This window comes from Bacillus sp. EB106-06-01-XG163, from assembly GCF_058791615.1.
The window spans coordinates 88,497-112,574 of the sequence record NZ_JBYTDS010000013.1 but is presented as its reverse complement, the minus strand read 5'-3'; the positions used below and the strand labels follow the sequence as shown (position 1 = coordinate 112,574).

Below are 24,078 nucleotides of genomic sequence, written 5' to 3'. Positions count from 1 at the left end.
TGTGTATAGTTCTTTTCATTCAACAAACAATAAAAGCAATATGTGTTGAAAGGGGTCTTTTATATGTATGTCGGACGTGATATGGGCGAATTGGCCATGATGCCCAAAAAAGATTGGAGAGATTCAGAGCTCGCCTATTTCCATCATGCCTTCCAGCAAATTATGCCGTATTTAAACGAAGAAGGCCAGTCCAAATACCGGGAACTGATTCAGGAAATCGAAGCCCGCGGCGGACTGAAACGGAATGAAGCGGATTACGGCCACGGCACTCGCGTCAGCTATGACTGACGCTTTTTACAGGCGGCCGCTTTCTTCCGCCATTTTCCATATCTTTTGATGGGAAACGGGAAATGCGTATTCCTCGAGCTCCTCTTTTGTGACCCGTATGAATTCCGTTGTATCCGACACTTGTTTTACTTTACCGAAAAAGACCGAAATATTCCAGACGAGATGGGTGAAAACATGTTCTACGATACCTTCCAGCTCCCCGATTTCAGCGGTTGTTCCCATCTCTTTTTCTAAATAGGCTTCAAGCTGCTCTCTTTCGGTTTTGATTCCTTTCTGGGTTTCGGTATTCGGAAACTCCCACAAGTTGGCGAGCAAGCCTTTTGGCGGCCGTTTATGAATATAGACATCGTCTTGATCGTCTGTCAGCACAACGGCTGCCATTGTTTTTATTCCGGGCTTTTTCTTTTTGCTTTTAACGGGCAGCTCCCGCTCTGTCCCTTCCGCAAATGCCGAGCAGTGCTTTTGTACGGGGCAAAGCAGGCAGGACGGCGATTTCGGGGTGCAGATGATCGCGCCGAGCTCCATTAAACCCTGATTGAATTCAGATGGTTTTTCATGAGAAATGAAAGCGGATACCGCCTGTTCGAAAATGGTTCTGGTTTTAGGTTTTGCGATATCGTCCCATATGGAAAGAATTCTCGACATGACACGCATCACATTGCCGTCTACGGCGGGGATCGGTTTGTTGTATGCGATGCTGAGCACGGCGCCTTTTGTATAAGGGCCGACGCCTTTCAGTCCGCCAAATTCCTTTTCCTCGGCAGGGACGACTCCCCCGTACCGCTCATGCACTTCTTTTACGGCACTTTGCAGATTTCTTACACGGGAGTAATAACCTAGCCCTTCCCAGGCTTTGAGCACTTTTTCCTCATCGGCTTCAGCGAGCGCCGAAACGGTCGGAAATTGCTCAACAAACCGCCGGAAATAAGGGATAACGGTTTCTACGCGCGTCTGCTGCAGCATCACCTCTGACACCCACACCCGATACGGGTCCTGATTTTCTCTCCACGGCAGAATTCTCTGTTCTCTTTCGAACCATGTAATTAAGTCCTCGCGAAATTTGTCTATATCTTTTTGTTTCATTTTTTCTTCAAGTGCGTTCATATCTTCTCCTCAGATGTTTCGGGTTCCGCTTTTCTTGACACCGTATTTTGGTGTAAACTTAGGGCACGTTACGATAATATGTTACATTAAATAGTGATAAAGAAAAAGCGGAAACATATGAGAACGGCGGATAAACGCCATGATTGGGCAAACAGAAAATGGGGAATATCTTATAATGCGAAATATGCGGGCGACTGATTGTTAACGCCTGCTAGGAGGTCAACAATGGATACTGGCACTCACGTTGTCATGGGTATCGCGCTTGGCGGAATCGCAACTCTTGATCCTGCCGTCGGCATGCACACCCCCATGTCTCAGGCAGTTATGATCGCCGCTCTTGCCGGCTCTCAGGCACCTGATATTGATACCATATTGAAGCTGAAAAATAATGCCGTTTATATTCGAAATCATAGAGGGTTCACGCACTCCATTCCCGCCGTTTTATTTTGGTCCGTTCTGATTCCGGGTATTTTGTTTATGTTTTATCCGGAAGCGAACTTTTTGCACCTGTGGCTGTGGACGCTCCTCGCTGTCGTGTTGCATGTGTTTGTTGACATTTTTAACGCGTACGGCACGCAGGCTATCCGCCCATTTTCGAGAAAATGGATCGCTCTCGGTTTAATCAATACCTTTGATCCGTTTATTTTCGTCAGCCATTTGGCCGCGATTGCCGTGTGGTATATCGGAGGTCATCCGGGCGTGACATTTCTGATGCTTTATATCATCCTCGCAGGATATTACGCCGTCCGGTTTTTGATGCAGCTGCGGATAAAGCGAAGGCTGCGCGAAATGATTGAAGAGGAGATTGAAACCATCATTATTTCGCCGACGATGAAATTCAGGCAGTGGCGTATCGCCGTGACGACGGCGCATGCCTTTTATGTCGGCAGAAGCCTTGACGGCCATGTCGTGATATTGGATACATTCAACCGCGTGCCCGTTCCGGAAACCGATGTGATGAAGGCCGCGAAACAGGACGAAAATATTGCAGCCTTTCTTTCATTTTCCCCCGTTTACAGGTGGGAGGTCGATACCTTTAAAGATCATTATGAGGTGCGCTTTATTGATTTGCGCTACCGGAGCAAAGGCCACTATCCTTTTGTCGCCATCGTCCACCTCAGTCATGATTTAGAGCTTCTCTCTTCTTACACGGGCTGGATTTTCAGCGAGGAAAAATTGCAGAAAAAATTAAAGCTCGGCTCTGTTTAAGAGCCGGGCTTTTTTTGTCTTCTCACATATATAGCCGCAAACACGAGGCTGATCACCGATAGAGCGGCCGCGGGTTTAAAAAACGGCGGGTAATACGTTAATTGAATATCGTTTTTTCCTTTTTGTGCTTTAAATCCAATAAAGGAATAATCCGCTTTTTCAATCTGCTTTTTTCTGCCGTTTATCTTCAGCTCCCAGCCTTTTTCATATGGAATCGGAAGCATGATATACGGCGCGCGGGTTTTGTTATCATACGAGATTTGAAGCGTATTTCCCCGCCAGCTTAGATCGGCCCGCGGTTCTTTTTCCGCTTTTCGGTATGCGCTTTTCAACATATCGTACCGTTCTTCATAAAGCGCCAGTCTGTCAAGCTGATACGATCCTTTCGGCAGACGGATTTGGATGTTTTTTGTATTCGGCACTCTGACAGTAAGATCGTTGACACCTGTTTTGTAAATGGATTGATTCGATTTTCTCGTTGTCGTGTAATCGTTCACTTTTAAAGTAAAGCCCTGGTCCTTCGCTTTATTCTTCAAATAAAAGCTGACGTAATAATCGCCGCCGTCCATCTTAGCGGCTTGCGGCGTAATGATCAGGCCGCCGCCGTCTTCGTTTACCGTCAGGATGCCGTTATGATAATCGCCATGTTCGGCCGCTACCTCTGCATGGCGGATCATATTTTTCGCCTCAGGCGCTTTTTTCGTGTTGGTTGTGCTTGATTCCATGACGATCCCGTCAAGCATTGCCCGCTCCCTGGCAAGGGCGGGCGCTTTTTTCAGGCCGCCCTCGTTATATACGCGATCGGCTGTCCGTACGAACGGAAGCATATATTGATTTTGATAAACCGCATAATGGGTTGATTCCATGATTTTTTTGAACCCGTACGGCACGCCGGCCTCGTTTGTTTTTTCCGTCATATAATATTTTCCGTAAAGCAGGCTGTATAAATTAGCCCTGTTTCCTAATGTCGCATAGCGGCTGACGCTTTCTCTGCCCATGTCAATCTGGAGGTCGTTCCAGTAAAAGGACAGCAGATTGCGGTTCAGTATGCTTGAGTATACGCTGAATCCGTTGAATCCGTATATGATCGGGGTGTTATTGAAGACACCGTTCATCCAATCTAAACGGGCAAACGGATCAGGGTCTTTTTCTTTCAGACGCTGAATGAGCTCTGATTGCTCTTTGCCTTTATAGTCAGCACCCGTCATAAAAGTATGCGATACCGTATAAATCTTCCCGCCTTCTGATAAAGCATATTTTTCATATGTATTAGCCGTAAGCACAGCCGTAAGCAAAATGACGGCATAGACGGCGGGCACCGCGCCTTTCAGTCTTGTCTTTGCTGCAAAGAAAGCGGCTATGCTCAGCACCAGAAGAAGGATGACGGGCAGGTTGGCGTGATCAGAAATATCCAGACTGTACCGCCTCACCTGGCTCCAATAGAGCAGAACGACGAGTACGGCGGACATCAGCATACTCTTCATGCTGATGTCTGAAAGCTTAGAAAGCCCGGCTGAAACCGTTCCGGCAATCGTGAAGCACAGGACGTATTCAAACCTGTTCTGCGGAGCTGAAAAACCGTTAAAGGCACTTGCCGCGAACGGACTGAAGTGAAACAGAATATACAGCAGACTGATTCCCGCAAACAGCCGGAACAAGCGGTTTTTGTATAAAGTAAATGTAAATAGAAAAAGCAAAAAAGCCGCCGGCAGGATGATTATCCGGCTAGAAAATAAAATGTTGTCGGAAAAATCAAGCCATGCAATATGCTCTGAATACGGAGGCCGCAGATTATGAAGGTATCCGTATACGACAGGAATAAAGGAAACTGCGCTTATGCCGAACCCGAGAAGGCCCGACAGAATAAATATCCTGCATTGAGTGAGCCTTTCCGCCTCATTGCCTTCAAGGGGGATCACCCACCTGAATAAGATATAAACGCCGATGAAAATCAGATTAATATACGCAAAATAAAAGTTGTTGATCAATGTCAGCGCACAGGCGAAGATAAACCACGCCGGCTTTTTTTCCCGGATGATTTTTTCCGCGCCCAACACAAGCAACGGCAGCCACACCATACTGTCAGTGAAAAAGTCCCAATATACCTCATGCCGGAAGTAAATAATTGAGACCCCGTACAACACGGCGCCGGCAAAAGCAGGCACCGTCCGTTTAACGAAATAACGGAACACACACGCTGCCGTGAATATGATAAAACTCTGCTTGACAATGCTGATAAAAACGGAGGCCTGCGCCCAAAACAGCGCATCAGCCTCACCCGTCAGCTGAATAAGCTGCAAAAAGCGGACAGCGGCGGAGATAAACAGGAATAGAAAAGAAGTAGAGAAATAATAGCCGAGCTGACTGTACACGCCCCCGCCCAGTCCGAACGAATAGCTGTAAAACAGCCTGCCGTTCATATATTGATCAAACAGCAGCTTTTTGAAGACCGCCATTTGGGCGATCCCGTCTCCAGACCCCGTCATATAGCGGCCTGCCGACCACTCTTTTAAGAAAAAAATATGAGCGGCTGCCGCAGCCAGCACACAGGCTGCCGGCAAGATCCATTTGTTTTTTTTCATACAACGTCCCCAGACCCTGCGCACAGCGGCGGCTGTTTAATGGTTCCACTTGCGCTTTTTTGTATAATTCGTTTCATTTTGTTCTCCGTATGTTATATTCGCTTCTTTAATTAAATAGTGCGGGCGTTTTTTTGTTTCATAGTAAATCCGGCCGATGTATTCTCCGATGATGCCGAGACTCAAAAGCTGGATGCCCCCTAAAAACAGCACGGCGGAAATAATGGTGAAGTATCCGGGTACGGACACGCCGTGTGTCAGAATATGAACAAAGGTCGTTACAATATAAACCATCGACAGAAGCAATATCAGAATACCGGTGAAAAAGCAAACCCTCAGGGGCTTGTTGTTGAAGGAGACGACACCGTCCATTCCGTAGTTGAACAGATTGCTGAATGACCATTTGGACGTGCCGTTCTTCCTTTCGACATTTTCATAAAACACGATTTTCTGGTCAAACCCGATCCAGCAGAACAGCCCTTTCGAGAAACGGTTCCCTTCACTCAGCTTCAAAAGGGCATCAACAGCCTGCCGGCTCAGCAGGCGGAAATCTCCGACCCCGTCACGCAGGTCCACTTCGACGGCTTTGTTGATAAATTTATAATACAGGGAAGAAAGCACGGAACGCACGGGGCTGTCCCCTTTTCGGTTGCGTTGCGCGATGACTTGGTCATACCCTTCTTCATAGCCCTGAATGAAGTCTTTCAGCAGATGGGTCGGATGCTGCAGATCGGCGTCCATCACGATTACCGCTTCGCCCTGCACGTGTTCAAATCCTGCCAAAATGGCCGCTTCTTTCCCGAAGTTGCGGGAAAAAGATATGTATTTGACGCGATGGTTTCTGGCGGCCAGTTCTTTAATCTGCTGAAGGGTGTCATCCGCGCTTCCGTCATTGATGTAGAAAATTTCATAGTCATAATGAATCGTCTGAAACTCTTTTTTTAAAGATTCATGAATGAGCTTGACGTTGTTCCCTTCATTGTAAGACGGAATAATAATTGAGATTAACCTTTGTTTCATGAAGGCACCTTCTTTGTATTATTCTTTTTTTAGGACGGCCTTAAAGGAATTGTCCGCAAAACTTCAGTAAGGCTTTTCCTTTTTTTAATGACGTTTAAACCCTTTTTTTGTTACAGGGAAAGAAAATTTTTTCTGCATATGGTTTATATTTTGTCATGTTTTTCGGCAGATATGAGAAAAAAAAGAAAAAGTCTGTACGCGGGACAGACTTTATTGCTGAAGGTATTCATGAATCAAATGGCTGACAATGCGCGGTTTTTCGTGAATGACCCAATGTGAGGCATCATCTATGAAGATTAAGTCGCCGTTTGGAATCATCCGTTTTGTTTCCTTGGCGAGCTTTTTGCTCAGCGCTCGGTCATTGACGCCCCATATTAATCGGTACGGAACGGGCATTTTAAGCGGAACGGCAGGGCCTAAACCGCCGGCTCTGATCGCCCGGTACCAGTTCAGCATCGCCGTAAGCGCTCCTTTTCTGCCCCAAGCTTCTTTGTAGCTGTCGACATCTTCCCGTGAAAAAAGCGCCGGTCGTTCGGATAAGCCGATCGCGTGATCCAATACGCGGTAATTGTCTTCAGACAATCTCCGTTCCGGCTTTTCCGGAAGCTGAAAGAAAGCGATATAAGAGCTTTTCTTCCACTGCGGCGGGTAGAACGGTGTGACCTTCCGCATAACCGCCGGGTGCGGGATATTGACCGTGATCAATTTTTCAACGTATTGCGGCCGCGTGGATGCCAAATGCCAGGCCACGGCTCCTCCCCAATCGTGGCCGATGACGACGGCTTTGTCATCTGTAAAATGCGTGATCAGCCCGATAATGTCGTCTCTGAGCGTATCAATGGTATAGTTTTCAATGCCCTCCGGTTTGTCACTGAGATTATAGCCGCGCTGATCAGGCACGACAACATGGTATCCGGCATCCGCCAGCGGTTTGATCTGACTCTTCCAGCCGTACCAGAATTCCGGAAACCCGTGCAGCAGCACCGCCAAAGGACCGTCTTTCGGACCGGCTGAAGCCGTGTGCAGCGTCACTCCGTTTGTTTCGATCATGTGAAACGTAATGTCATTCATCGATTCTCCTCCCCGTTTGTTTCAATCTTCTTTCTGTTAAGACGATGATCAGTACGCTGATCGCAATCAACAGTACGGCCTGAACGATCAGGGCGAACGGCTGAGTCAGCTGGATAAGCAGGCTGCCCGCAAATCCAGCTGCCGCCGATAAAAGGCCGAACAAAATCATGAGAAGCGCACTGAATCGATTGCCTTCTTTCCACTGCGACTCATCCGCCATAGAGCGCTTCGTCCGATATCCGTACAGGCTGTTGATCGACTTCGGCGGAAAAAATGTGACTAAAATGCCGGCCGCAGCCATCAGAAGGCCGCCGATCACCATTATCATATCCCTCACTCTCCTTTTCATCTTTTACGAAAGGAAAGGCGGAAGGTTTCAGAAAAAAAGCAGGCTCATTCGCCTGCCTGAATCTTTATTTTTGAGTTAAGTCGGCCGTTTTCACATAACCTGCTTTCCCGCCGTATGTGACGTACGCCCATTTACGGTCAAACCCTCCGTCATGGCTGAACCCCCAGCCGAGCACATTGACGGTTTCACCCGCTTTAACGGACCCTTTTTTGCCGGTTTCCAAAGTCGGCGTATAAAAAGCGGTTTGTTTCGCGGTCACCGCCTTCACCGGCTGCTTCATCAGAAAATGCGTGGAAATATAGGCTTTGTGCCCTTTGTAGTCAATCTCAGCCCAATCTGCTCCTTGAAGCCGTTTAACCTTTACGGAATCCTCTGAACGAAGCGTGCCGATAATCGACCCTTGTTTATTTGGTTCTTTGCGGACGTTAAGTTCTCCTGCTTTCACGATATATGTATCTGCTGCGGTGTCTATTTTTGTCTGGTGAACTGCTGCGGCATTCGCTGCCGGATCGAAAAAAACGGTGCCTGCGGCTAAAAATAAGCAAAGTCCTGCGGCCGGAATAAATGCGGTTAACCCCTTTTTCATGTTCATTGTGGTTCCTCCCCGCTATTTTATAAGTTATTACACATTTCCACATTCCGCCGGTCGCCAAACATGATTTTCCTATTTCTTTTATAAAAAAAACCGCCGGACGATATCCGGCGGGTGCACTGCTATGTTAATGCAGGAGACCCCTGCTTTGATCCAAATAATGAGAAACGTCTTCCCGAACGCTCTGGAACATATGGAGCTTACTGCCGTATGATTCGATCCATTCCTTGACGACGCGTTCCGTCATTTGCTCTCCTTGATACGGGCGGCCGGCTTTTGCGTAAGTCGCTTCGAAATCTCCCCATAAAAGCTCAACCCAAGTTCGCGCTTGCAAATAGCTGAGCATGTCATTTTTCTCAAGCAGCAAATTCGTCAGTTTGTCGATATATGTATTCATGTCTCTGTCTCCTTTCCTTGGGAAAACCTGCTGCTTTTACGCAGCTTGTCACAGGCATATACTAACTTTACGTCTTCAGTCCAGAAGGCGCAACCTTTTGATATTGGCCGAGGGGGAAAACAAATGGTCCGGAACAAGGCAAAAGGATTTCCTAATCAGAACAATAATAAGTTTGAAGGCGAACCGCGGGCAAAGGATGACTACGCTTCTAAACGGGCGGACGGTTCAATTAATTCGCACCCGCAAGAGCGCATGAGAGCTTCAGGCAGACGATAACACACACCGTAAGAGACCGGGAATGACCCGGTCTTTTTTTTGCGGAAAAAAACATCCTTTTGCGGTCATAACGCTAAATAAATTCCATAATATGTTAAATGTTAAAACGAAAGCCGGTAGACAAAAAAGGAGGGGTTTTATAAAATGAAGACAGTTTCACAACGATTGCTGAGCCTTACCGCATTCTTACTGTCAGTTTCATTATTTGCTGTTTCAGCTGAAGCAGCGGGCAGCCCGCAGACATCTGTATCAAACAGCGGTGAGGAGTTTGACGCACATCAGAATCAGCCTGTACAAACAACACAGACATCCCCCGCTTATGAAGGAACGGGCCTCACCAAAAGACAGCTTGCACAAAACAGCAAAGCTGACATCAAGTCATTAAAGCCTTCCAGTATTATTGGGACAGACGAACGAATCAGAATTTCTCCTACAACATCATTTCCATATCGAGCGACAGCACAGCTGACCGTTACATACAGCGGCAGCACAAGCACCTACGGATGCACCGGTTTTTTTGTCAATGCCGACACGATCGTTACGGCGGGACATTGCGTGTATGACCAGAAAAACGGCTGGGCATCGAAAATTACGGCAGCTCCGGGCCGCAACGGATCATCGTACCCGTACGGCTCTTATTCAGGCAAGACATTCTACAGTGTCAAAGGGTGGACAGAAAACGGTGACACAAACTACGACTACGGCGCAATCAAAGTAAACGGGTCGCCCGGGAATACTGTCGGCTGGTACGGCTACCGGACGACCAACAGTTCCAGTCCGGCCGGGCTTTCCTCAACCGTGACAGGATATCCGTGCGACAAAGTGTCCGGTTCCATGTGGTCGGACAGCAAGCCGATTCGTTCTGCCGAGACATATAAACTCACTTATACGACAGATACGTACGGCTGCCAGAGCGGATCGCCCGTTTACCGCAATTACAGCGACACCGGCCAGACCGCCATTGCGATTCATACAAACGGCGGGTCGTCTTACAATCTGGGAACAAGGGTGACAAACAGTGTATTCGACAACATTCAATATTGGTCAAATCAATAAAGCTTTTGTTTTCTTTCTCGCCGCGGCCGTTTTATGCGGATGCGGCAAAGCGGATGATTCCGCCGCCAAAAAAGCATTGCCCGTTACGCTCCATGTTGAGGATGCAGACGGTTCACCGGCGGTCGGTGTGACGGTCACCGTGATGAAAGCGGCGGAGTCAGATCATCAGCCGAATATAGACCGCGGAGAGATAATAGGCAAGACTGATCACCACGGCGAGATTGCATGGAAAAGCGGCGCGAAAGGAACCTATGCCGTCGTTTTTGAAAAAGACGGAGTACCGGAAACCCGGAATATGTCCTTAGCTGAGAGTGATAAACATACGGTGATCAGCATTACATTGAAACACTGAAAAAAGCTTGCAGGCGGAATATCCCCTGCAAGCTTTTTGTTATCCTTTATGCACTTGGTAATCATAAACATCTTTCTTCTCAGACAGATGAGCGAACGTGGAAAGCACAAGGCCGAGAGCCGTCATCAGCGCACCGCCGGCAAACAGCCATGAGTAGGATCCCGTTCCCCCGAGAATCAATCCGCCGATCCAGGCGCCGAGCGCGTTTGCCAGGTTAAAGGCGGAAACGCTCACCGCAGCGGCGATTGTCGTGCCGTTTTCTGAGGAAGAAATAACCTTGGTCTGCAAAAGCGGCGGCGTGCCGAACGCACATGCGCCGAACAAAAATGTCGCTGAAACGGCGGCGGCGGGAAAAACAGCGATATAAGGGAAAATCGCCAAGACGCCGATCAAGCCGATCATCACACCGATCATCGTGCGTGTCAGCAGTTTGAGCGGCACTTTCCCCGCGAAGAAATTCCCCGCCACTCCGCCGAGACCGTAGGCAAATAATGCGCCTGTAATGCCGACTGTGCCGAACCCCGCTGAATCTCTTAAAATCGGCTCAATAAACGTGTAAGCGATAAATACGCCTGAGTAGCCGAGAATGGTGATCGCAAAGGAAAAAATCACTTGCTTATGCTTAAAGACACTCCATTCATTCATCAGCATCGGAATCACTTTCGGTTTCCGGTTCGGTACGACCAGCATCAGTCCGATCAGCCCGATCATGCCTAAAACGGAAATAATGAAAAAGACGGCCCGCCAGTTAAGGGCATCTCCTAAATAAGAGCCGAACGGGACACCGAGCATCAGCGCCACGGTTAATCCGCCGTTCATGGAAGCCGCGGCGGCGGAACGTTTTTCAGGCGGCACCATTTCACTCGCAAACACCATGGCGATCGCAAAAAAAGCTCCGTGGATGGATGCGGATAAAATTCTGGAAATCGCCAGCACGGCGAAGTTTGGCGCAAAGACGCTCATCAGGTTGGCAAGGACGAAGATGCCCATTAACCCTAGCAGCACCGGCTTTCTCGGCAGCTTAACCGCGATAATGGTTACGATCGGGCCTGTCAGGCAGACGCTTGCCGCGTACGCCGTAACAAGCATGCCCGCTGAAGATACATGTATATGAAAGTCATCGGCAATCGACGTCAGAATACCCATGACAGCATATTCCGTATACCCGATGGAAAATGTGCAAATCATTAAAACAAAAATCATTAATTTCACTGATGGCTGTTTCATTTTGATATTCAACGCAAATCGCCTCCTTTTTATTAAAAAAACAACGAATTCCATCTTAAAAGATATCAAAAATGAATTCAATCATTTTTTACTGAAAGGTTGAAACGAATGTGCCCGAAAAGAAAAAGAGGCCGGAACCGGCCTCTTTTGTTATTTTTTTTCTTTTAAAACGGAAATCGGCAGTGCTTCTTCCCCGTCAGACGGGGAAGATCTGTGTCCCCAGGCGAATACGCCGTTGATGTAATCAATGCGGAAAGTGTCATCAGAACCTTCTATCTGATACACCCCGCCGGGCCGAAAGTCTTCCGGGTTCAGCATGTAAGCTTTGGCCATCGTAATTTTCCGTTCAAGCACGGCCAGTTCATTTACAATGCCCATCTGTTCCGCTTTTCGCGCTTTTTCCGTCAGTCCCGCAATTTCTGTCTGTAGTTCATGAGGCGTCATTTGACTGTATCGTTTGTCCATTTCAGTTTACTCCTCTTCCTGCAAGAATTGATCAATATCGTCAATCGAGAATCCTTTTCTGAATAAGTACTGTTTGACCTTCATTCCGCTTTCATAGCTGCCGTCATAGCGGTATTTCCTGATCGCTTTTTCCGCATGAGCCTTCAGAGCTTCCATCTCGGCTTCATCATCATTTTCATACTCCGTCTGCTCCAGAGCGGCATTGATGACGTCGAAAGGGAAACCTTTTCGCTGAAGCTGCATCTGCGCCCGCTGTCTGATCTCTTTTGTGGACAGCTTTTTGTCTTTTTTCAGGATTTTGCCGATATGTTTCAGCGCTTCTTGTATCTGCTCATCAAATGTAAACGCACTGAGCGTCTCCTTGATGGTATCGTCGTCTATTCCTTTCGCTTTCAGCTCGCGGAACAGGACGTCAGGGCCTTTGCCGTTTGTTTTTTTGTGGGTGCTCGCATAAGCTTCGGCAAATTCTTTGTCATTTAAGTAGCGGTAATCGTACAGTTTATGGATGACTTCAGAAATGACCATGTCCGGCGTTTCTTTTTTCTTCAGATGATCCCGGACTTCTTTTTCAGAGCGCATCCGGTAAGATAAAAATTCTACGGCGCGGTTAAAGGCTTTTTTCACATCATCGCCGTACTGGATTTCAAGAATGTCAAGCTCGTCCAGTTCTTTCCCTTTTTTCAGGTCAAAACGCACAAGCACGTCGGCGTCGACGCTGAATGCATATTTCTCATCAAGAAAGATGTTGAAGCGCTCGGTATTTTTCTTTTGGGTCGATATTTTTGTAATAAACGGCATCCCGGTCTCCTTTCCCGCCCCGATGTTCAGGCGTTTTTCTTTTTGGCAAATGAGGTACAGTATATGTATCAACGTGTAAGGAGAGATGGATATGAATATCGCGATGACAGGCGGCACTGGTTTTCTGGGCCGGCATCTGACAGGTGTGTTTACCCGCCGGGGACATCATGTCTATATTTTATCAAGAAAACAGAGAGAAACCGAACAAAAAAATGTGACATATGTTCAATGGCTGGCCGAAAACGCGGCGCCTGAGCGCGAGCTTCCCCCTATTGATGTATGGGTGAACCTCGCCGGCAAATCCATCTTTGACCGCTGGACGGACACAACGAAGGAACAAATCATCTCAAGCAGAATAGAAGCGACGAGAGAAGTCAGACGGATTATGAAGCAGCAGCCGAAAAAACCCCGGGCTTTGATTCAGGCCAGCGCCGTCGGCATTTACGGCACAAGCACAGAAAAAACGTTCACCGAACAGTCCGATACGTCAAATGAAGATTTTCTCAGTCATACGGCTCATATGTGGGAACGTGAAGGCCAGAAAATTGAAGCGCTCGGCATCCGGACGGTATATGCCAGATTCGGGGTGATGCTCGGTGAAAAAGGCGCCCTGCCGCTCATGGTTCTCCCTTATAAACTGTTAGCCGGCGGCACCATCGGCTCTGGACGGCAGTGGCTGTCATGGGTTCATGTGGATGACGCCGCGGAACTTATCGCTTTTGCGGCGGAGCATGATGACTTGTCCGGTCCCATGAATGTGACATCGCCGAACCCCGTGGAAATGAAGCAATTCGGAAAAACGATCGCAGGCGTCCTGCACCGCCCCCATTGGATTCCCGTACCGGAACTTTTTCTGGAGAAGGCCTTGGGAGAAATGAGCCTGCTGATCGTAAAAGGCCAGCGCGCCCTGCCTAAGCAGGCGCTGACATCCGGTTTTCAATTTACGTATGAAGAACTTGATTCCGCTTTAAAGGATCTCTTATCTGCATAAAAACGGAAATAAAAGCCAATCCTATTGGTATTCTGTTTTGAAGGAGGGTCTTCTTTTATGGAAAAGAAGCGCGAAAAACATCAGCAGGGAGCCAATCTGAAAAAAATGCAGGAAGTCCTTTATTCCGGTGAATTCAAAAAAGCGGAAAGAGCAGCCAAACGGAAATAAACTGAATAAAGATCGGGATTGGGCAGATACTATGTTTGTTTGATATCACTTTTTTCAGGGGGCGATTGATATGGGCAGAAATCATACTCACAAAAACCGTGATAAAAACAAACAAAAACTTCCTCAAGTTCCGGATGCTTTGAAACGCGAAACAGACGGCACATATGAGGAATATTCAAGCGAGCTTGCTGATTCCGCTGACCGTGAAGCGCAGGCGCGGATGAAAGCCGCTGACAACAGAGCTAAAAGCAAAACCCGCTAATACGAAATCCCCGCCTCTGTATAGAGACGGGGATTTTTTTTACAGTTCGGTAAACAGGCTTTTTGCCGGCGTCCGTTCTTTCGCCTTAGGCTGTTCATCCGGATAGCCCGTTTGAATGATGGCGGCAAAGCGCTCATTGTCAGCAAGGCCGAAGTCTTGGTGCACCTGTTTGTCATACATAATGCGGCCGCTTTTCCAGACCATGCCGATGCCGTTTTCATGTGCGAGAAGCTGAAGGTTTTGAATCATGCCGCTCAGCGCCGCGAAATCATCGTTTCTCGTAAATTCATTTTCATCTTCTTTTAAGACGACCAGTAAAAATCCCGGAACGGCGCTGAGGTTTTTTCTCATGTTCCGCTCTTTTTCCTCGTTGAAATCATCTTTTATCTTTTTGAAAAATGAGACGTAGCTGTCCGCAAGCTTTGCTTTTCCCGCTTCGCTTGCTGCGTAGATAAAACGCCATGGCTCCGTCAGTCTGTGGTTCGGTGCGTAAACGGCCGTTTCAAGCATATCTAATATGACTTCAGAAGGTACGGTTTCCGGTTTAAACGACCGGATGGATCTTCTGTTTCTGATTGTATGTGCAAGACTTTCGTTTTGCTGTAATTGTTCGGTTTTCGGCATGCCGATTCACCTTCCTATCCAAATGAAAATGATTATCATTTATAATATAACGGATACGACCGGCTTTTGTAAACCGTTACGGAAGCTGAAAATTGATTGTTTCGGCATACACGGCCGTTCCCGTCATCTTGATGTTCATCTCTCCGTTTTCCTCCGCGATCCTGATTTCCACTTTTCCGTCTTTCCCGATTTCCTGGCCTTGTTCAATCGTGAGGCATTCGGCTTCGGAGCCTCCGTATTGCTGCATATAGGCTGCCATGACGCCTGAAGCGGTTCCCGTGACGGGATCTTCGGTCGTTCCGGAGAAAGGGGAAGAAAAATGGCGTCCGTGCATATCACTTTCCGGATGAACGGTTTCCAGAGAAAACGGATGAACGCTCGCTTTCGGAAGATCGCGCAAAATAGCGGGAAATTGTGCGTTGTCCGGCACCATATTCCGTGATGCTTTAAGTGATCTCAGCGGAACAATCAGTGTCCAGATCCCCGTTGATCCGTAAACAATCGGCAGCCCGCTGTGAAAATCCTCAGCCGTAATCCCGAGCGAGGCGGCAAGCTTCACTTTGTCGCCCGTAAACGGCAGAAATTGCGGGGGAGCCTGTTCGAGTGTGATGTATACCCGGCCGTTTCGTTCAGCGGCTTTTGCGGGAAGAATGCCGGCTTTTGTTTCAATTTGATATGTCTGATCAGCCTGAAGCCTTCCCTTTTCAATTAATGCGTAAAGAGAGGCGACGGTAGCATGTCCGCATAAATTCATTTCGTGGCCGGGTGTAAAATAGCGGATGCGCAGATCGGCTTCTCCGCTTTTGCAGAGAAATGAGGTTTCATTGTACCCTGCCATTTCGGCGATCATCTGCATCTCTTTATCTGAATAATCATCTCCGTTAAAGACGATTCCCGCGGGATTTCCCAAATCAGGAATATTGGAAAACGCTTCATATTTAAACACGGTTGCCTGTTTCATTCATCAGCCTTCCTTTCACCTTATGATCATGTTATTCAGTATAACAGAGTGAAATTAGAATTTTTAGTTAATTCTTCGAAAAAAAAGACGCCTTTTAACGGCGTCTTTTTTTGGTTTTTCCGATCAGGCGGGTGACGAGAATCATCGTGACGGACAGCGATCTGTTTTTGCGGTACGCCAAGTATTTCCCGCGCCACTCCGGTTTGTATTTTTCTTTAAAGGCCCGCAGCCCGCTGAAGCTGTACATATACCGGACGTTGTTGAAGATGACGGCCGCGATTCTTTCCGACCAGAAAGATGTAAAAGCCGTTCCTACGTTTGACAAAGGCGCCATGCCCATATTGAAGGTAGTATAGCCTTTTTCCTGCGCCCAGAGAAACAGACGGATAAAAAGCGCGTCCATAATACCGTTCGGCGCGCTTTTCCGATAACGCATCAAGTCGACGGATATCTCGCCTTCCTGATACATCGGCATCAGGTTGGCAAAAGCGATGATCTCCCCTTCCGCGTCTTTCACGTAAGCAATCGGCGCCTGTTCCAAATAATCCCAGTCGAAGAAACCGAGAGAAAAACCTTTCTCTTTTTTCGGTCCGAGCCATTCGTCCGAAATGTCTTTCAGCTTGGCGATAAACTCGGAGGAAAACGGCGGTTCCCCGACATGAAATGTGTAGCCTTCGCGGTCAAATTTGTTGTTAATCGCCCGCAGCCCCGCTTTTTTCTTACCTGAGAGCGTAAAGGCCTCCATATCCACGAACGCTTCTTCTCCAAGCTTGAAGAAGTTATAGCCGAAGTCATGGTACAGCGCCAGATCTTCACGTTCGATCTGATAAAACATGACACTCAGCCCCTGCTTATGCGCTTCATTCAGAAATTCCTCAATCACAAGCGGAAAAGAGTCTCTCTGTCCTGACGGATCACCGAGCACGACAAGCCTTCTGGAAATCTGGCTGAACAATAAAAGCGCTTTGCCGTCGCTTGAGAAATAAAACCGCTTATCCCCGAGAAAGCCGAGATGGCTGAGCGCGTTTCCGCCTTCTTCCGCCAAAAAGGACTTCAGCCGTTCAGGATCGGCCTTTTCTCCGATCGGCTTCGATCTTTTATGATAAAAGAACGTAAACAAAAGGAAAAACAGCGGCACAACAATAATAGCCGTCATCGTGGCATATGTAATGTGCGAATTGTTATGAACGAAATAGTCGTGGCGCAAGAGCCGATTCATTTTATCCCAGATAAAGCCGGCAATGAGATTGTAGTTAAACAAGGCGATAATAAACAGAGCGGCCGCAAAAATCATCTGGCCGAGCGTATACGAAGCCTGCTCTCTGATAAACTGCCGCTTTAACAGCACAAGCAATACGATGACGACAGGCAGAATAAAGATCGCGCTGATGTTCAATCCTTTTAAGAAACTGAACACAAAACCGCCGACCAGCGCGGCAACCGCCATTGAATAAGAACGTTTCGTCCGTTTGTATAATTCAATCGGCAAGATTAAAAGAATCAAAGCCGCGCTTAACGATAACGCGTTAAACGCAAGGAGCGCCGGGCGCGGAATATGCGGGATGACCGTCTCCCTGTCAATCGGCAGGGCGACGGACGCCAGCACGACGACTCCCGCCATGAAAACCAAAAGCGACAGCGAACCGTAAAGCACCCTGATTAAGATAGCGCGCTGGAATACGAGAAGCACGTTCGTCGTTTCCACAGCAGGCGCCATCTTCGGATTTGATTCCAGCCGTTTAAGCGTATTTTCCGTTAAATCGCCAGCCGCAAAGAACAGCCCGAACACAAACGGAATAAATGAATACACAATCCGGTAGATGACGATGGATGTCACAACCGCCTCCTGCGGAAAGCCCATATTCTGCATGCCGAGCAGAAACAGAAGGTCAAACGAACCGAATCCTCCCGGCACAAGACTGATGATTCCCCCGATAGCGGCAATGGCAAATACACCGAATACATGGCGGACATCCGCGTGAATTCCCATGACGTACAGGGAATAATACATGACGACAGCCGCCGCAAACCATTCAGCAAACGATGCCCCGATGTAAGAAAAAACCGGATGCCTCGGTTTTGCTTCACCGTCTTCTGCGCCAGCTTTTTTATTGTTGATCCCAGCGGCGATTAAGGCTGCCGGCACAATAAGCGCCACTCCGGCGATAACAGCCCACAGCCACGGTTTCTCACCTGTAATCTCTCCAACCGGCAGAACGCGGGCGATGGTCAGGATACTGAAGACGGACAGCCCGAGCAGCGCTGAGGACGTAAGCCAGGCGATGCCTGCGACGAGGCGTTTTACGTCATTCGTATGTTCTTTGTAAAGCATCGTCCGCAGCCCGACACCCGCCAGACCGCCGAATCCAAGGACATTGTTAAAGGAATTGGCGATAAAAGAGACCCTGAATACTTTCCAATTCGGAATGTTGAGGCGAAGCGTCCGTTTCAGCACAAAGTCATAAAAGGACATTGCGCTGACGGCAAGAAGGCCGAGCAGAACGAGAATAAATAAATCGTAACGCTCAATCCCGTTAATAATGTACAGCGTTCGTTTAAAAGAAAGGTCTGTCAATTCCTTTTTGGACTGATAAATGACTAAAAGCAAAACTGCAATAGGAAATAATACTTTTAATATCGATAAGGCATTCTTTTTAGTCAGCAATGTTCTCTCCAATCATCATAAAATAGCTTATTTATTATAATTCCCCCAATAATCTCCAACATATTATACACTACCACCTCACATTCAAACAAAACTCGTCTGCAACTTTCTTTCTCTGATTAAAATCAGTAATATGGTATGCAGGAGTATAAATGAGGAAGTGAGACGATGGATTATAATCTGCATGATACAACAGTATTAAGCGGCGATATTTTTTCTCCTGAGGAACGGGATATTTGGGTGCTGTACATGAAAGTGATGACATCGGCGGGGCTCGGCGATGTGTCGGAGTGGATGAAGCTTGATATGAGCATGCCGCAAATGAAAGTGCTGATGCTTCTGAACAACCACGGGACGCTTAAGGTGAGTGACATAGCGGAGAAAATGGGCGCTTCCCTTTCAAATACGACGGGGCTGCTTGACCGTTTAGAAAAATCATGTTTCATTACACGCGCTCCGTCAGAAGAAGACCGCCGTTCAGTCGTCGTTCAATTAACGGAAAACGCGAAAGATATTTTCCGCAGCCTTTATCAAAAAGGACATGTAAAATTGAAGCGTTCATTGGAAACACTGACCGCTGAAGAAAAACAAACGGTCAATCAAGGGCTTTCCATTTTGGCAAGAGCGCTTGATTCTTCCAAACAGGGATAGAGATGAAAAAGGCCTGCCGGTATCGGCGGCCTTTTTTTGTTTGACATTTAATTCACTTGAAGTGAATAATATATTCGAAGTGAATTAAAAACGGAAGGATTGATCAGTATGCCGGAGCCATTGCAAACAGAAAAAAACCAGAGCCGGGCCATCACTCTCTTTACGATCGGTGTGTTCATGGCGGCGCTGGACAACGGAATTATTTCCGCTGCTCTGACGACGATTAACAGCTCTTTTGATGTTTCTCCTTCATGGGGATCGTGGGGAGTGACCCTTTACACATTGGGACTCAGTGTCAGTGTGCCGATTGTCGGCAAGCTGTCGGACCGATACGGGCGGAAAAAGCTGTTTATGATTGAAGTCGGGCTGTTCGGACTCGGCTCTTTGCTTGTCGCACTCAGTCAGAGCTTCCCGATGTTTTTGGCGGCACGGCTCATTCAGGCGCTTGGCGGCGGCGGAATTTTTATTATCGGGAGTTCGCATGTGCTGGCCGTGCTTCCGAAGGAGAAACAGGGGAAAGCTCTCGGGCTTTTAGGGGCGATGAACGGTATGGCGGCCGTCCTCGGACCGAATATCGGGAGCTTTTTGCTTGATGTAACCGGATCGTGGCATTGGCTGTTCTTGATTAACCTGCCGATTGCCGCCGCTTTGGTTGTGTGCGGCGGTTTGTTTATCGCTGAAACGAAAGAGCCTGAGGCGAAACGGCTTGACCTCGCCGGCACAATGCTGCTGTCTCTTGCGATCTTATCTTGCATGATCGGTATCACGAATCTCGATGGGGCGAAGCTGTCAGAAAGCATAATGGACGTAAAGGTATACGGGTATCTTTTGGGAGCTGCACTTCTCTTTCTGGTGCTGCTTAAGGTCGAAAAGCGGGTTGAAAACCGAGGGGGCGATCCGATTCTCGCCTACTCGCTGCTGCAAAATAAAGTGTTTCAATGGACGCTCGTCATCGGATTTTTATCGGGAGGGCTGCTCGCTGCGGTCATTTTTATTCCTTCTTATGCGGAGCAATATTTGCACGTATCGGCGGAGAAAGCGGGTTATTGGATGACGCCGCTCGCTTTGGCGTCAGGCATCGGAGCGTGGCTCGGCGGGGCGATCACGGATAAAAAAGGGCCGGTCTTTTCCGCGGTTGTATCAGGCGCCATCGCATTTGCAGGCTTCAGCCTGTTTCCGTTATGGGTGACGGATAAATGGGAATTTGTTACATCTAGTGTCATTGCGGGGATCGGTTTCGGATTTCTGCTCGGGGCTCCGCTGAATGTGCTTGTATCAGAAACGGCGGGCCAAAACAAAGGAACAGCGCTCGGCACGCTGTCACTCGTAAGGCAGGTCGGGCTGACGCTCGCTCCGGCTTTATATGCCGGCTTCATTACAGCGGGCTTTGACCGGATCGGAGATGACATCAAAAACCGTTTAGCGAAAAGCGGCATTCCCGCTGATCAGGCGCAAACGCCGGATATCGGCGGCGGACTTTCTTCGTTGCAGGAGCAAGTGAGCCGAATCCCCGTTCCCGCTGTCAAAAAAGCGGTTTCTGATGCGATTGAAGCGGGCATTGCCAGCGGCTACCACCATCTTTATACGGCAGCCGCCGTCATTTCATTATGCACGATTGTATCTGCGGCTGTTTTGGCGTTTTTCCGAAAGCCGGCACCCTCTAAGACAGATGCCAGCCCATCCTCCGGGAAAGCTCAGTAATATGAGCGATGTGATGTTCAGAGTGCCAGACATATAGTCCGAGCGCTTGTTCCAGCGTAACCGTCTCTTTAGATACAGGATGGAAGTATGTCCGTTTGAATTGGGCTTCCGTCATGGAGCGCAAAAGAGCGGCCCATCTTCTGTGCAGGATCGTTAACAGCTCAAGCGCATCCCCGCAAGCGGCGGTTTTGGAATCATGAAGATCGGCCCAGCCTTTTTCATCATAAGGACGGATTTCCGGTTCATTCTCCGTTAAGCTCAATTTAAACCGGGTATAGCCGTTCATGTGGCTGTCCGCCAGATGGTGAACCACTTGGCGGACAGTCCATCCCCCTTCGCGGTACGGCGTATCAAGCTGACTGTCCGACATCGCTCTGACAGCTTGTTTCAGTTTGGCCGGAGCGTGTTCGAGCGTATTGATCCATTCTTGTTTCTGTCCGGCCGAAATCGATTCAGCCGGCTGATACTCTCCAATCGGATAGCTGAGGATTTGTTTTTCCATTTTTGTCTCTCTCCCGTTGATCGTATTATGAAAGTATGATGGTGATGTCGCAGCCTTCCGCTTTCGCTTCACGAAAGACCTGAAGCACACTCTCGGCGCCATTTTCTGTAAGCTGCTTGCTTTGTTCAAACTGTCTCCATTCTAAAACGAGGGGGTATTCCACCCAGCCGGTCAGACAATCCCATAAAGCGTCAAGGTTTTCACCGTAGTATTCGGGAAGGGCAAGTTCCTTTTTCAATGTCTGGTGCAGGTCGCTCATACTTCTGATTTGCTCCCCGTTAATAACTGCTTTATTCATGCGCGGCTCCTTTCCCATGTTTTTATTCTATCAGTTTACCATTTTCCTCTTCAGAAGTGACCGGAGTCTGCCGCGGTTCCAGCTGGACAATGCCTTGCCCGCCGTCAACGGCCACCCTGTCCCCCGTTTTCAGTTTTGACGTTGCATTTCCGCACCCGACAACGGCAGGAATTCCCAGTTCCCGGGCAACGATCGCCGCGTGGGACAAAGGGGCGCCGACGTCCGTTATGATAGCAGCCGCTCTTGGAAAAAGCGGGGTCCAGCCTACATTGGTTGTCGAAGTCACTAAAATTTCCCCCGCCGCAAAAGAATCCCCGTCTTCCGGAGCATCAAGGACACGGACAATGCCCTCCACTCTCCCGGCCGCTCCCGCGAAACCTTTTAAAGTATGCGCATCATCAGTTTCCGCCGGCATAAAAGCATCGTAATAATCCGCTCTTCTGTCAGGATCTTCAGCCCATTTAAACGGATTGAACCTTCCGTTAATAACGGATGGGAACGGCGGCAGTTTTTTATAGGTTTCATAGTTTTGCTTTCTCGCTTGAATTGACGCAACCGCCGGCTCTTTCCCCGCGAGCAGATCGGTTATTTCATGCAGATACAAGAAGAAAATATCGTCCTTCATGCCGGTCATTTCCGCCGCTCTGAGCGCGAATGCTCTGGCTGTCCGGTACACCCTGACAAATTCGGATCTGGTTGTCTCTCTCATATTCGCGTATTCTGACGCTTTTTCCATTTTGGCTTTGAGCCATTTGACCTTATGAGGAAACTTTTCTTCAAATCTTCGGAAGGCCTGTTCATGCGCCCGCTGCTGTTTCAAAAGCAATTGTTCGGCATCAATACCCGACTCCTTGTGTTCTTTGATCTGCTTCGTCAGCCAATCCCGGTTTTCTCCCGGATGCGGTATGGAAAGTTCGTATTCATGCGGGCCACGGTGGCCTTGGTTCCTGAGATATTCTTCCTCGCTCATACGGCCTTTCATGACTTGATCAATGCCGATAATCGGCTCCAGGCTGGCCAGTCCGCCTTTTCCCCTCAGATTGGACAGCAGGAGATTCGCATCTTCTATCCCTGCGAGTTTTGTTAATTGAGAGGTTAACGACGAAGAGGATTGCGCAGAATCACGCCCGCCGGATATTAACGCAAACCACGCGTTGCATAAATACGGATAGATCTCATTGTTCCATATCGCTAATAATGCCCGCTCCGTTTCGGCCCGTTTCAGCTTTTCCTCAATATTCCGGCACCACTCCGGCGATTCGTCCAAGTAGGAGGACATGTTTTTTTTCGCGAGCTTCATTTTCGACAGATACGGTTTCAGTTTTTTCGAGATGATCTTCAAAAGTTCATACTTTGAGAACGGATATAAAGGAATCTTCATTTCCGCCGGGATTTCTCCCAATGTATCGCTCATCATTTTTCCTATTTTTCCGCCTTTCGGATTCAGACCGAAAGCGGCGAGAACGGAAAGAGGCTGGCTCATATTGTTATAGGCTCTGCCGCAAATATTGCCGGACCAGACATAATAACCCGGAATGATGCCCGACTCTTCATCCAGATTCCGGAGGAGCGACCATGTCAGCGGCGTCATCACATCGGGAATCGCTTCTCCTATATTTGTGTTTGTCCATAAAAAATCCCCGCTGAAAGAATCATTCCATTCATAGGTTTCCAGATTTCCGGCCTGTAAGGTCGTAATCGGGCGGGATTGAAGAATATACAATGTCCCGCCCGCGGCGGCCCATTCAATATCCTGCGGCCCTCCAAGATCTTTTTCCAGCTTTTTCGCCAGTTTATAGAGCTTTGACGCATATTTGCGAAATTCCCCGGGGCCGTCATATTTTTTCTTGGGCCGTGCCAGTTTAAAAGAATAGGCATCGGCTTCCCCGGAAACGAGCTGCTCCCCGAGACCGTAGACGTAATTGCCTGTCATCTCCCGCCTGCTCCCCGTAATCGGATCTGCGGTAAACAGCACTCCGGATATCTCAGACGGTATCATCAGCTGGATGACGATTGCGATTTCATGCTCATCTTCCATTCCCTGAACGGCGCTGTACGCTTTCACCCTTTCTGACTGTGCCGATCGGCGGACTTCATCAATCGCCCTGGACATGTCTTGATCTGTTTTGACATTCAACACCGTATCGAATTCTCCGGCAAAGGAAGCCTGAGCTGAATCCTCGCTCAGCGCGGATGAGCGTACGGCAAACAACGCAGATGCATGGCGGCTGCGGATGGATTTCACATATTGATCAATAGCCTCTCTCGCCTGATGGCGCAGCTGTCCGTCCTGAAAGGCAGACGGCAAAATCACAAACCCTTCAGGCACAGGATACCCGCTTTGATACATTTTAGAGAGAATGCTTCCTTTTCCTCCCGCAAAGGAATAAAGTTCGTCCGGAAGTTCTCCGAATGTTTTGACACAGTCATTCATAATGTCCCCGCTCCTTTTTAGTCGTTCATCCAAGCTCA

26 protein-coding genes are annotated in these 24,078 nt (G+C 48.3%); 10 read left to right on the top strand and 16 right to left on the bottom strand.

Annotation, left to right across the window (positions count from 1 at the left end):
• Positions 1-63 precede the first annotated feature (63 nt).
• Entirely contained in the window at positions 64-288 is a 225-nt protein-coding gene (yfhS, locus tag AC3WTF_RS15335) for a mother cell protein YfhS (RefSeq protein WP_007408563.1), read from the top strand.
• A 6-nt stretch (positions 289-294) separates the two neighbouring features.
• Here yfhS and mutY read toward each other — a convergent pair whose 3' ends face one another.
• A complete protein-coding gene (gene mutY, locus AC3WTF_RS15330; protein ID WP_032870730.1) occupies positions 295-1,392 on the bottom strand; it encodes an A/G-specific adenine glycosylase in 1,098 nt (365 codons plus the stop codon).
• A gap of 225 nt (positions 1,393-1,617) precedes the next feature.
• On the opposite strand from mutY, the gene AC3WTF_RS15325 reads away from it, so the two are divergent.
• Positions 1,618-2,601: a metal-dependent hydrolase gene (locus tag AC3WTF_RS15325; protein WP_003155481.1), complete on the top strand. Its 984-nt coding sequence runs from the start codon at positions 1,618-1,620 to the stop codon at positions 2,599-2,601.
• Here the strand turns inward: AC3WTF_RS15325 and AC3WTF_RS15320 are convergent.
• From AC3WTF_RS15320 to AC3WTF_RS15295, 6 genes are all read right to left on the bottom strand, one after another.
• Entirely contained in the window at positions 2,598-5,183 is a 2,586-nt protein-coding gene (locus tag AC3WTF_RS15320; RefSeq protein ID WP_492314300.1) for a YfhO family protein, read from the bottom strand. The two genes, AC3WTF_RS15325 and AC3WTF_RS15320, sit on opposite strands and share 4 nt — an antisense overlap.
• Positions 5,184-5,219: 36 nt before the next feature.
• A complete protein-coding gene (locus tag AC3WTF_RS15315) occupies positions 5,220-6,200 on the bottom strand; it encodes a glycosyltransferase family 2 protein (RefSeq protein ID WP_003155484.1) in 981 nt (326 codons plus the stop codon).
• 210 nt (positions 6,201-6,410) lie between these two features.
• The gene (locus tag AC3WTF_RS15310) at positions 6,411-7,271 is read right to left on the bottom strand and encodes an alpha/beta fold hydrolase (protein ID WP_020955529.1); all 861 of its coding nucleotides are present in this window, start codon (positions 7,269-7,271) and stop codon (positions 6,411-6,413) included.
• Positions 7,264-7,599, bottom strand: coding sequence for an SdpI family protein (locus AC3WTF_RS15305; protein ID WP_492314299.1), 336 nt, complete (start codon positions 7,597-7,599; stop codon positions 7,264-7,266). The genes AC3WTF_RS15310 and AC3WTF_RS15305 overlap by 8 nt, the downstream gene beginning before the upstream one ends.
• Positions 7,600-7,684: 85 nt before the next feature.
• Positions 7,685-8,212, bottom strand: a complete 528-nt coding sequence (locus tag AC3WTF_RS15300) for an SH3 domain-containing protein (RefSeq protein ID WP_015417063.1) — start codon at positions 8,210-8,212, stop codon at positions 7,685-7,687.
• Between the two features lie 127 nt (positions 8,213-8,339).
• Positions 8,340-8,609, bottom strand: a complete 270-nt coding sequence (locus AC3WTF_RS15295) for a YfhJ family protein (RefSeq protein WP_003155492.1) — start codon at positions 8,607-8,609, stop codon at positions 8,340-8,342.
• A 123-nt stretch (positions 8,610-8,732) separates the two neighbouring features.
• On the opposite strand from AC3WTF_RS15295, the gene AC3WTF_RS15290 reads away from it, so the two are divergent.
• The 3 genes from AC3WTF_RS15290 to AC3WTF_RS15280 all read left to right on the top strand — a co-directional run bounded on the left by AC3WTF_RS15290 (position 8,733) and on the right by AC3WTF_RS15280 (position 10,293).
• A complete protein-coding gene (locus tag AC3WTF_RS15290; RefSeq protein ID WP_003155495.1) occupies positions 8,733-8,885 on the top strand; it encodes a small, acid-soluble spore protein K in 153 nt (50 codons plus the stop codon).
• Between the two features lie 144 nt (positions 8,886-9,029).
• Entirely contained in the window at positions 9,030-9,941 is a 912-nt protein-coding gene (locus AC3WTF_RS15285) for a trypsin-like serine peptidase (RefSeq protein WP_020955527.1), read from the top strand.
• Positions 9,904-10,293 carry a DUF2606 family protein gene (locus AC3WTF_RS15280; RefSeq protein ID WP_020955526.1) on the top strand — a complete coding sequence of 130 codons (390 nt, stop codon included), beginning with the start codon at positions 9,904-9,906 and terminating at the stop codon, positions 10,291-10,293. Before AC3WTF_RS15285 ends, AC3WTF_RS15280 begins: the two co-directional genes overlap by 38 nt.
• Positions 10,294-10,332: 39 nt before the next feature.
• On the opposite strand, the gene AC3WTF_RS15275 is transcribed toward AC3WTF_RS15280, so the two are convergent.
• The 3 genes from AC3WTF_RS15275 to recX all read right to left on the bottom strand — a co-directional run bounded on the left by AC3WTF_RS15275 (position 10,333) and on the right by recX (position 12,783).
• Positions 10,333-11,526 (bottom strand): MFS transporter, encoded by a 1,194-nt coding sequence (locus AC3WTF_RS15275; protein ID WP_076982912.1) that lies wholly within the window; start codon positions 11,524-11,526, stop codon positions 10,333-10,335.
• A 144-nt stretch (positions 11,527-11,670) separates the two neighbouring features.
• The gene (locus AC3WTF_RS15270; protein WP_007408553.1) at positions 11,671-11,985 is read right to left on the bottom strand and encodes a YfhH family protein; all 315 of its coding nucleotides are present in this window, start codon (positions 11,983-11,985) and stop codon (positions 11,671-11,673) included.
• Positions 11,986-11,991: 6 nt separating this feature from the next.
• Positions 11,992-12,783 (bottom strand): recombination regulator RecX, encoded by a 792-nt coding sequence (gene recX / locus AC3WTF_RS15265; protein WP_012117114.1) that lies wholly within the window; start codon positions 12,781-12,783, stop codon positions 11,992-11,994.
• Between the two features lie 91 nt (positions 12,784-12,874).
• On the opposite strand from recX, the gene AC3WTF_RS15260 reads away from it, so the two are divergent.
• The 3 genes from AC3WTF_RS15260 to AC3WTF_RS15250 all read left to right on the top strand — a co-directional run bounded on the left by AC3WTF_RS15260 (position 12,875) and on the right by AC3WTF_RS15250 (position 14,204).
• Positions 12,875-13,774, top strand: coding sequence for a TIGR01777 family oxidoreductase (locus tag AC3WTF_RS15260; RefSeq protein ID WP_025284445.1), 900 nt, complete (start codon positions 12,875-12,877; stop codon positions 13,772-13,774).
• Between the two features lie 57 nt (positions 13,775-13,831).
• On the top strand, positions 13,832-13,942 hold the full coding sequence (locus tag AC3WTF_RS15255; RefSeq protein ID WP_003155504.1) for a YfhE family protein: 111 nt from the start codon (positions 13,832-13,834) through the stop codon (positions 13,940-13,942).
• A 70-nt stretch (positions 13,943-14,012) separates the two neighbouring features.
• A complete protein-coding gene (locus AC3WTF_RS15250; RefSeq protein WP_003155508.1) occupies positions 14,013-14,204 on the top strand; it encodes a YfhD family protein in 192 nt (63 codons plus the stop codon).
• A gap of 39 nt (positions 14,205-14,243) precedes the next feature.
• On the opposite strand, the gene AC3WTF_RS15245 is transcribed toward AC3WTF_RS15250, so the two are convergent.
• The 3 genes from AC3WTF_RS15245 to mprF form a co-directional block, all read right to left on the bottom strand.
• Positions 14,244-14,828: a nitroreductase family protein gene (locus tag AC3WTF_RS15245; protein ID WP_007408549.1), complete on the bottom strand. Its 585-nt coding sequence runs from the start codon at positions 14,826-14,828 to the stop codon at positions 14,244-14,246.
• A 76-nt stretch (positions 14,829-14,904) separates the two neighbouring features.
• On the bottom strand, positions 14,905-15,789 hold the full coding sequence (locus AC3WTF_RS15240; protein WP_197200195.1) for a PhzF family phenazine biosynthesis isomerase: 885 nt from the start codon (positions 15,787-15,789) through the stop codon (positions 14,905-14,907).
• Positions 15,790-15,883: 94 nt separating this feature from the next.
• Positions 15,884-18,454, bottom strand: coding sequence for a bifunctional lysylphosphatidylglycerol flippase/synthetase MprF (gene mprF / locus AC3WTF_RS15235; RefSeq protein ID WP_039062788.1), 2,571 nt, complete (start codon positions 18,452-18,454; stop codon positions 15,884-15,886).
• Positions 18,455-18,622: 168 nt separating this feature from the next.
• On the opposite strand from mprF, the gene AC3WTF_RS15230 reads away from it, so the two are divergent.
• Positions 18,623-19,105 (top strand): MarR family transcriptional regulator, encoded by a 483-nt coding sequence (locus AC3WTF_RS15230; protein WP_007408546.1) that lies wholly within the window; start codon positions 18,623-18,625, stop codon positions 19,103-19,105.
• 108 nt (positions 19,106-19,213) lie between these two features.
• The gene (locus tag AC3WTF_RS15225; protein ID WP_106080353.1) at positions 19,214-20,806 is read left to right on the top strand and encodes an MFS transporter; all 1,593 of its coding nucleotides are present in this window, start codon (positions 19,214-19,216) and stop codon (positions 20,804-20,806) included.
• On the opposite strand, the gene bstA is transcribed toward AC3WTF_RS15225, so the two are convergent.
• The 3 genes from bstA to AC3WTF_RS15210 are packed head-to-tail and all read right to left on the bottom strand — an operon-like array spanning position 20,766 to position 24,040.
• A complete protein-coding gene (gene bstA / locus AC3WTF_RS15220) occupies positions 20,766-21,308 on the bottom strand; it encodes a bacillithiol transferase BstA (protein WP_047935463.1) in 543 nt (180 codons plus the stop codon). The two genes, AC3WTF_RS15225 and bstA, sit on opposite strands and share 41 nt — an antisense overlap.
• A 25-nt stretch (positions 21,309-21,333) precedes the next feature.
• Positions 21,334-21,606: a ribonuclease inhibitor Barstar gene (locus tag AC3WTF_RS15215; protein ID WP_007408543.1), complete on the bottom strand. Its 273-nt coding sequence runs from the start codon at positions 21,604-21,606 to the stop codon at positions 21,334-21,336.
• Positions 21,607-21,628: 22 nt separating this feature from the next.
• A complete protein-coding gene (locus tag AC3WTF_RS15210) occupies positions 21,629-24,040 on the bottom strand; it encodes a PEP/pyruvate-binding domain-containing protein (RefSeq protein ID WP_129003449.1) in 2,412 nt (803 codons plus the stop codon).
• Positions 24,041-24,078 lie beyond the last annotated feature (38 nt).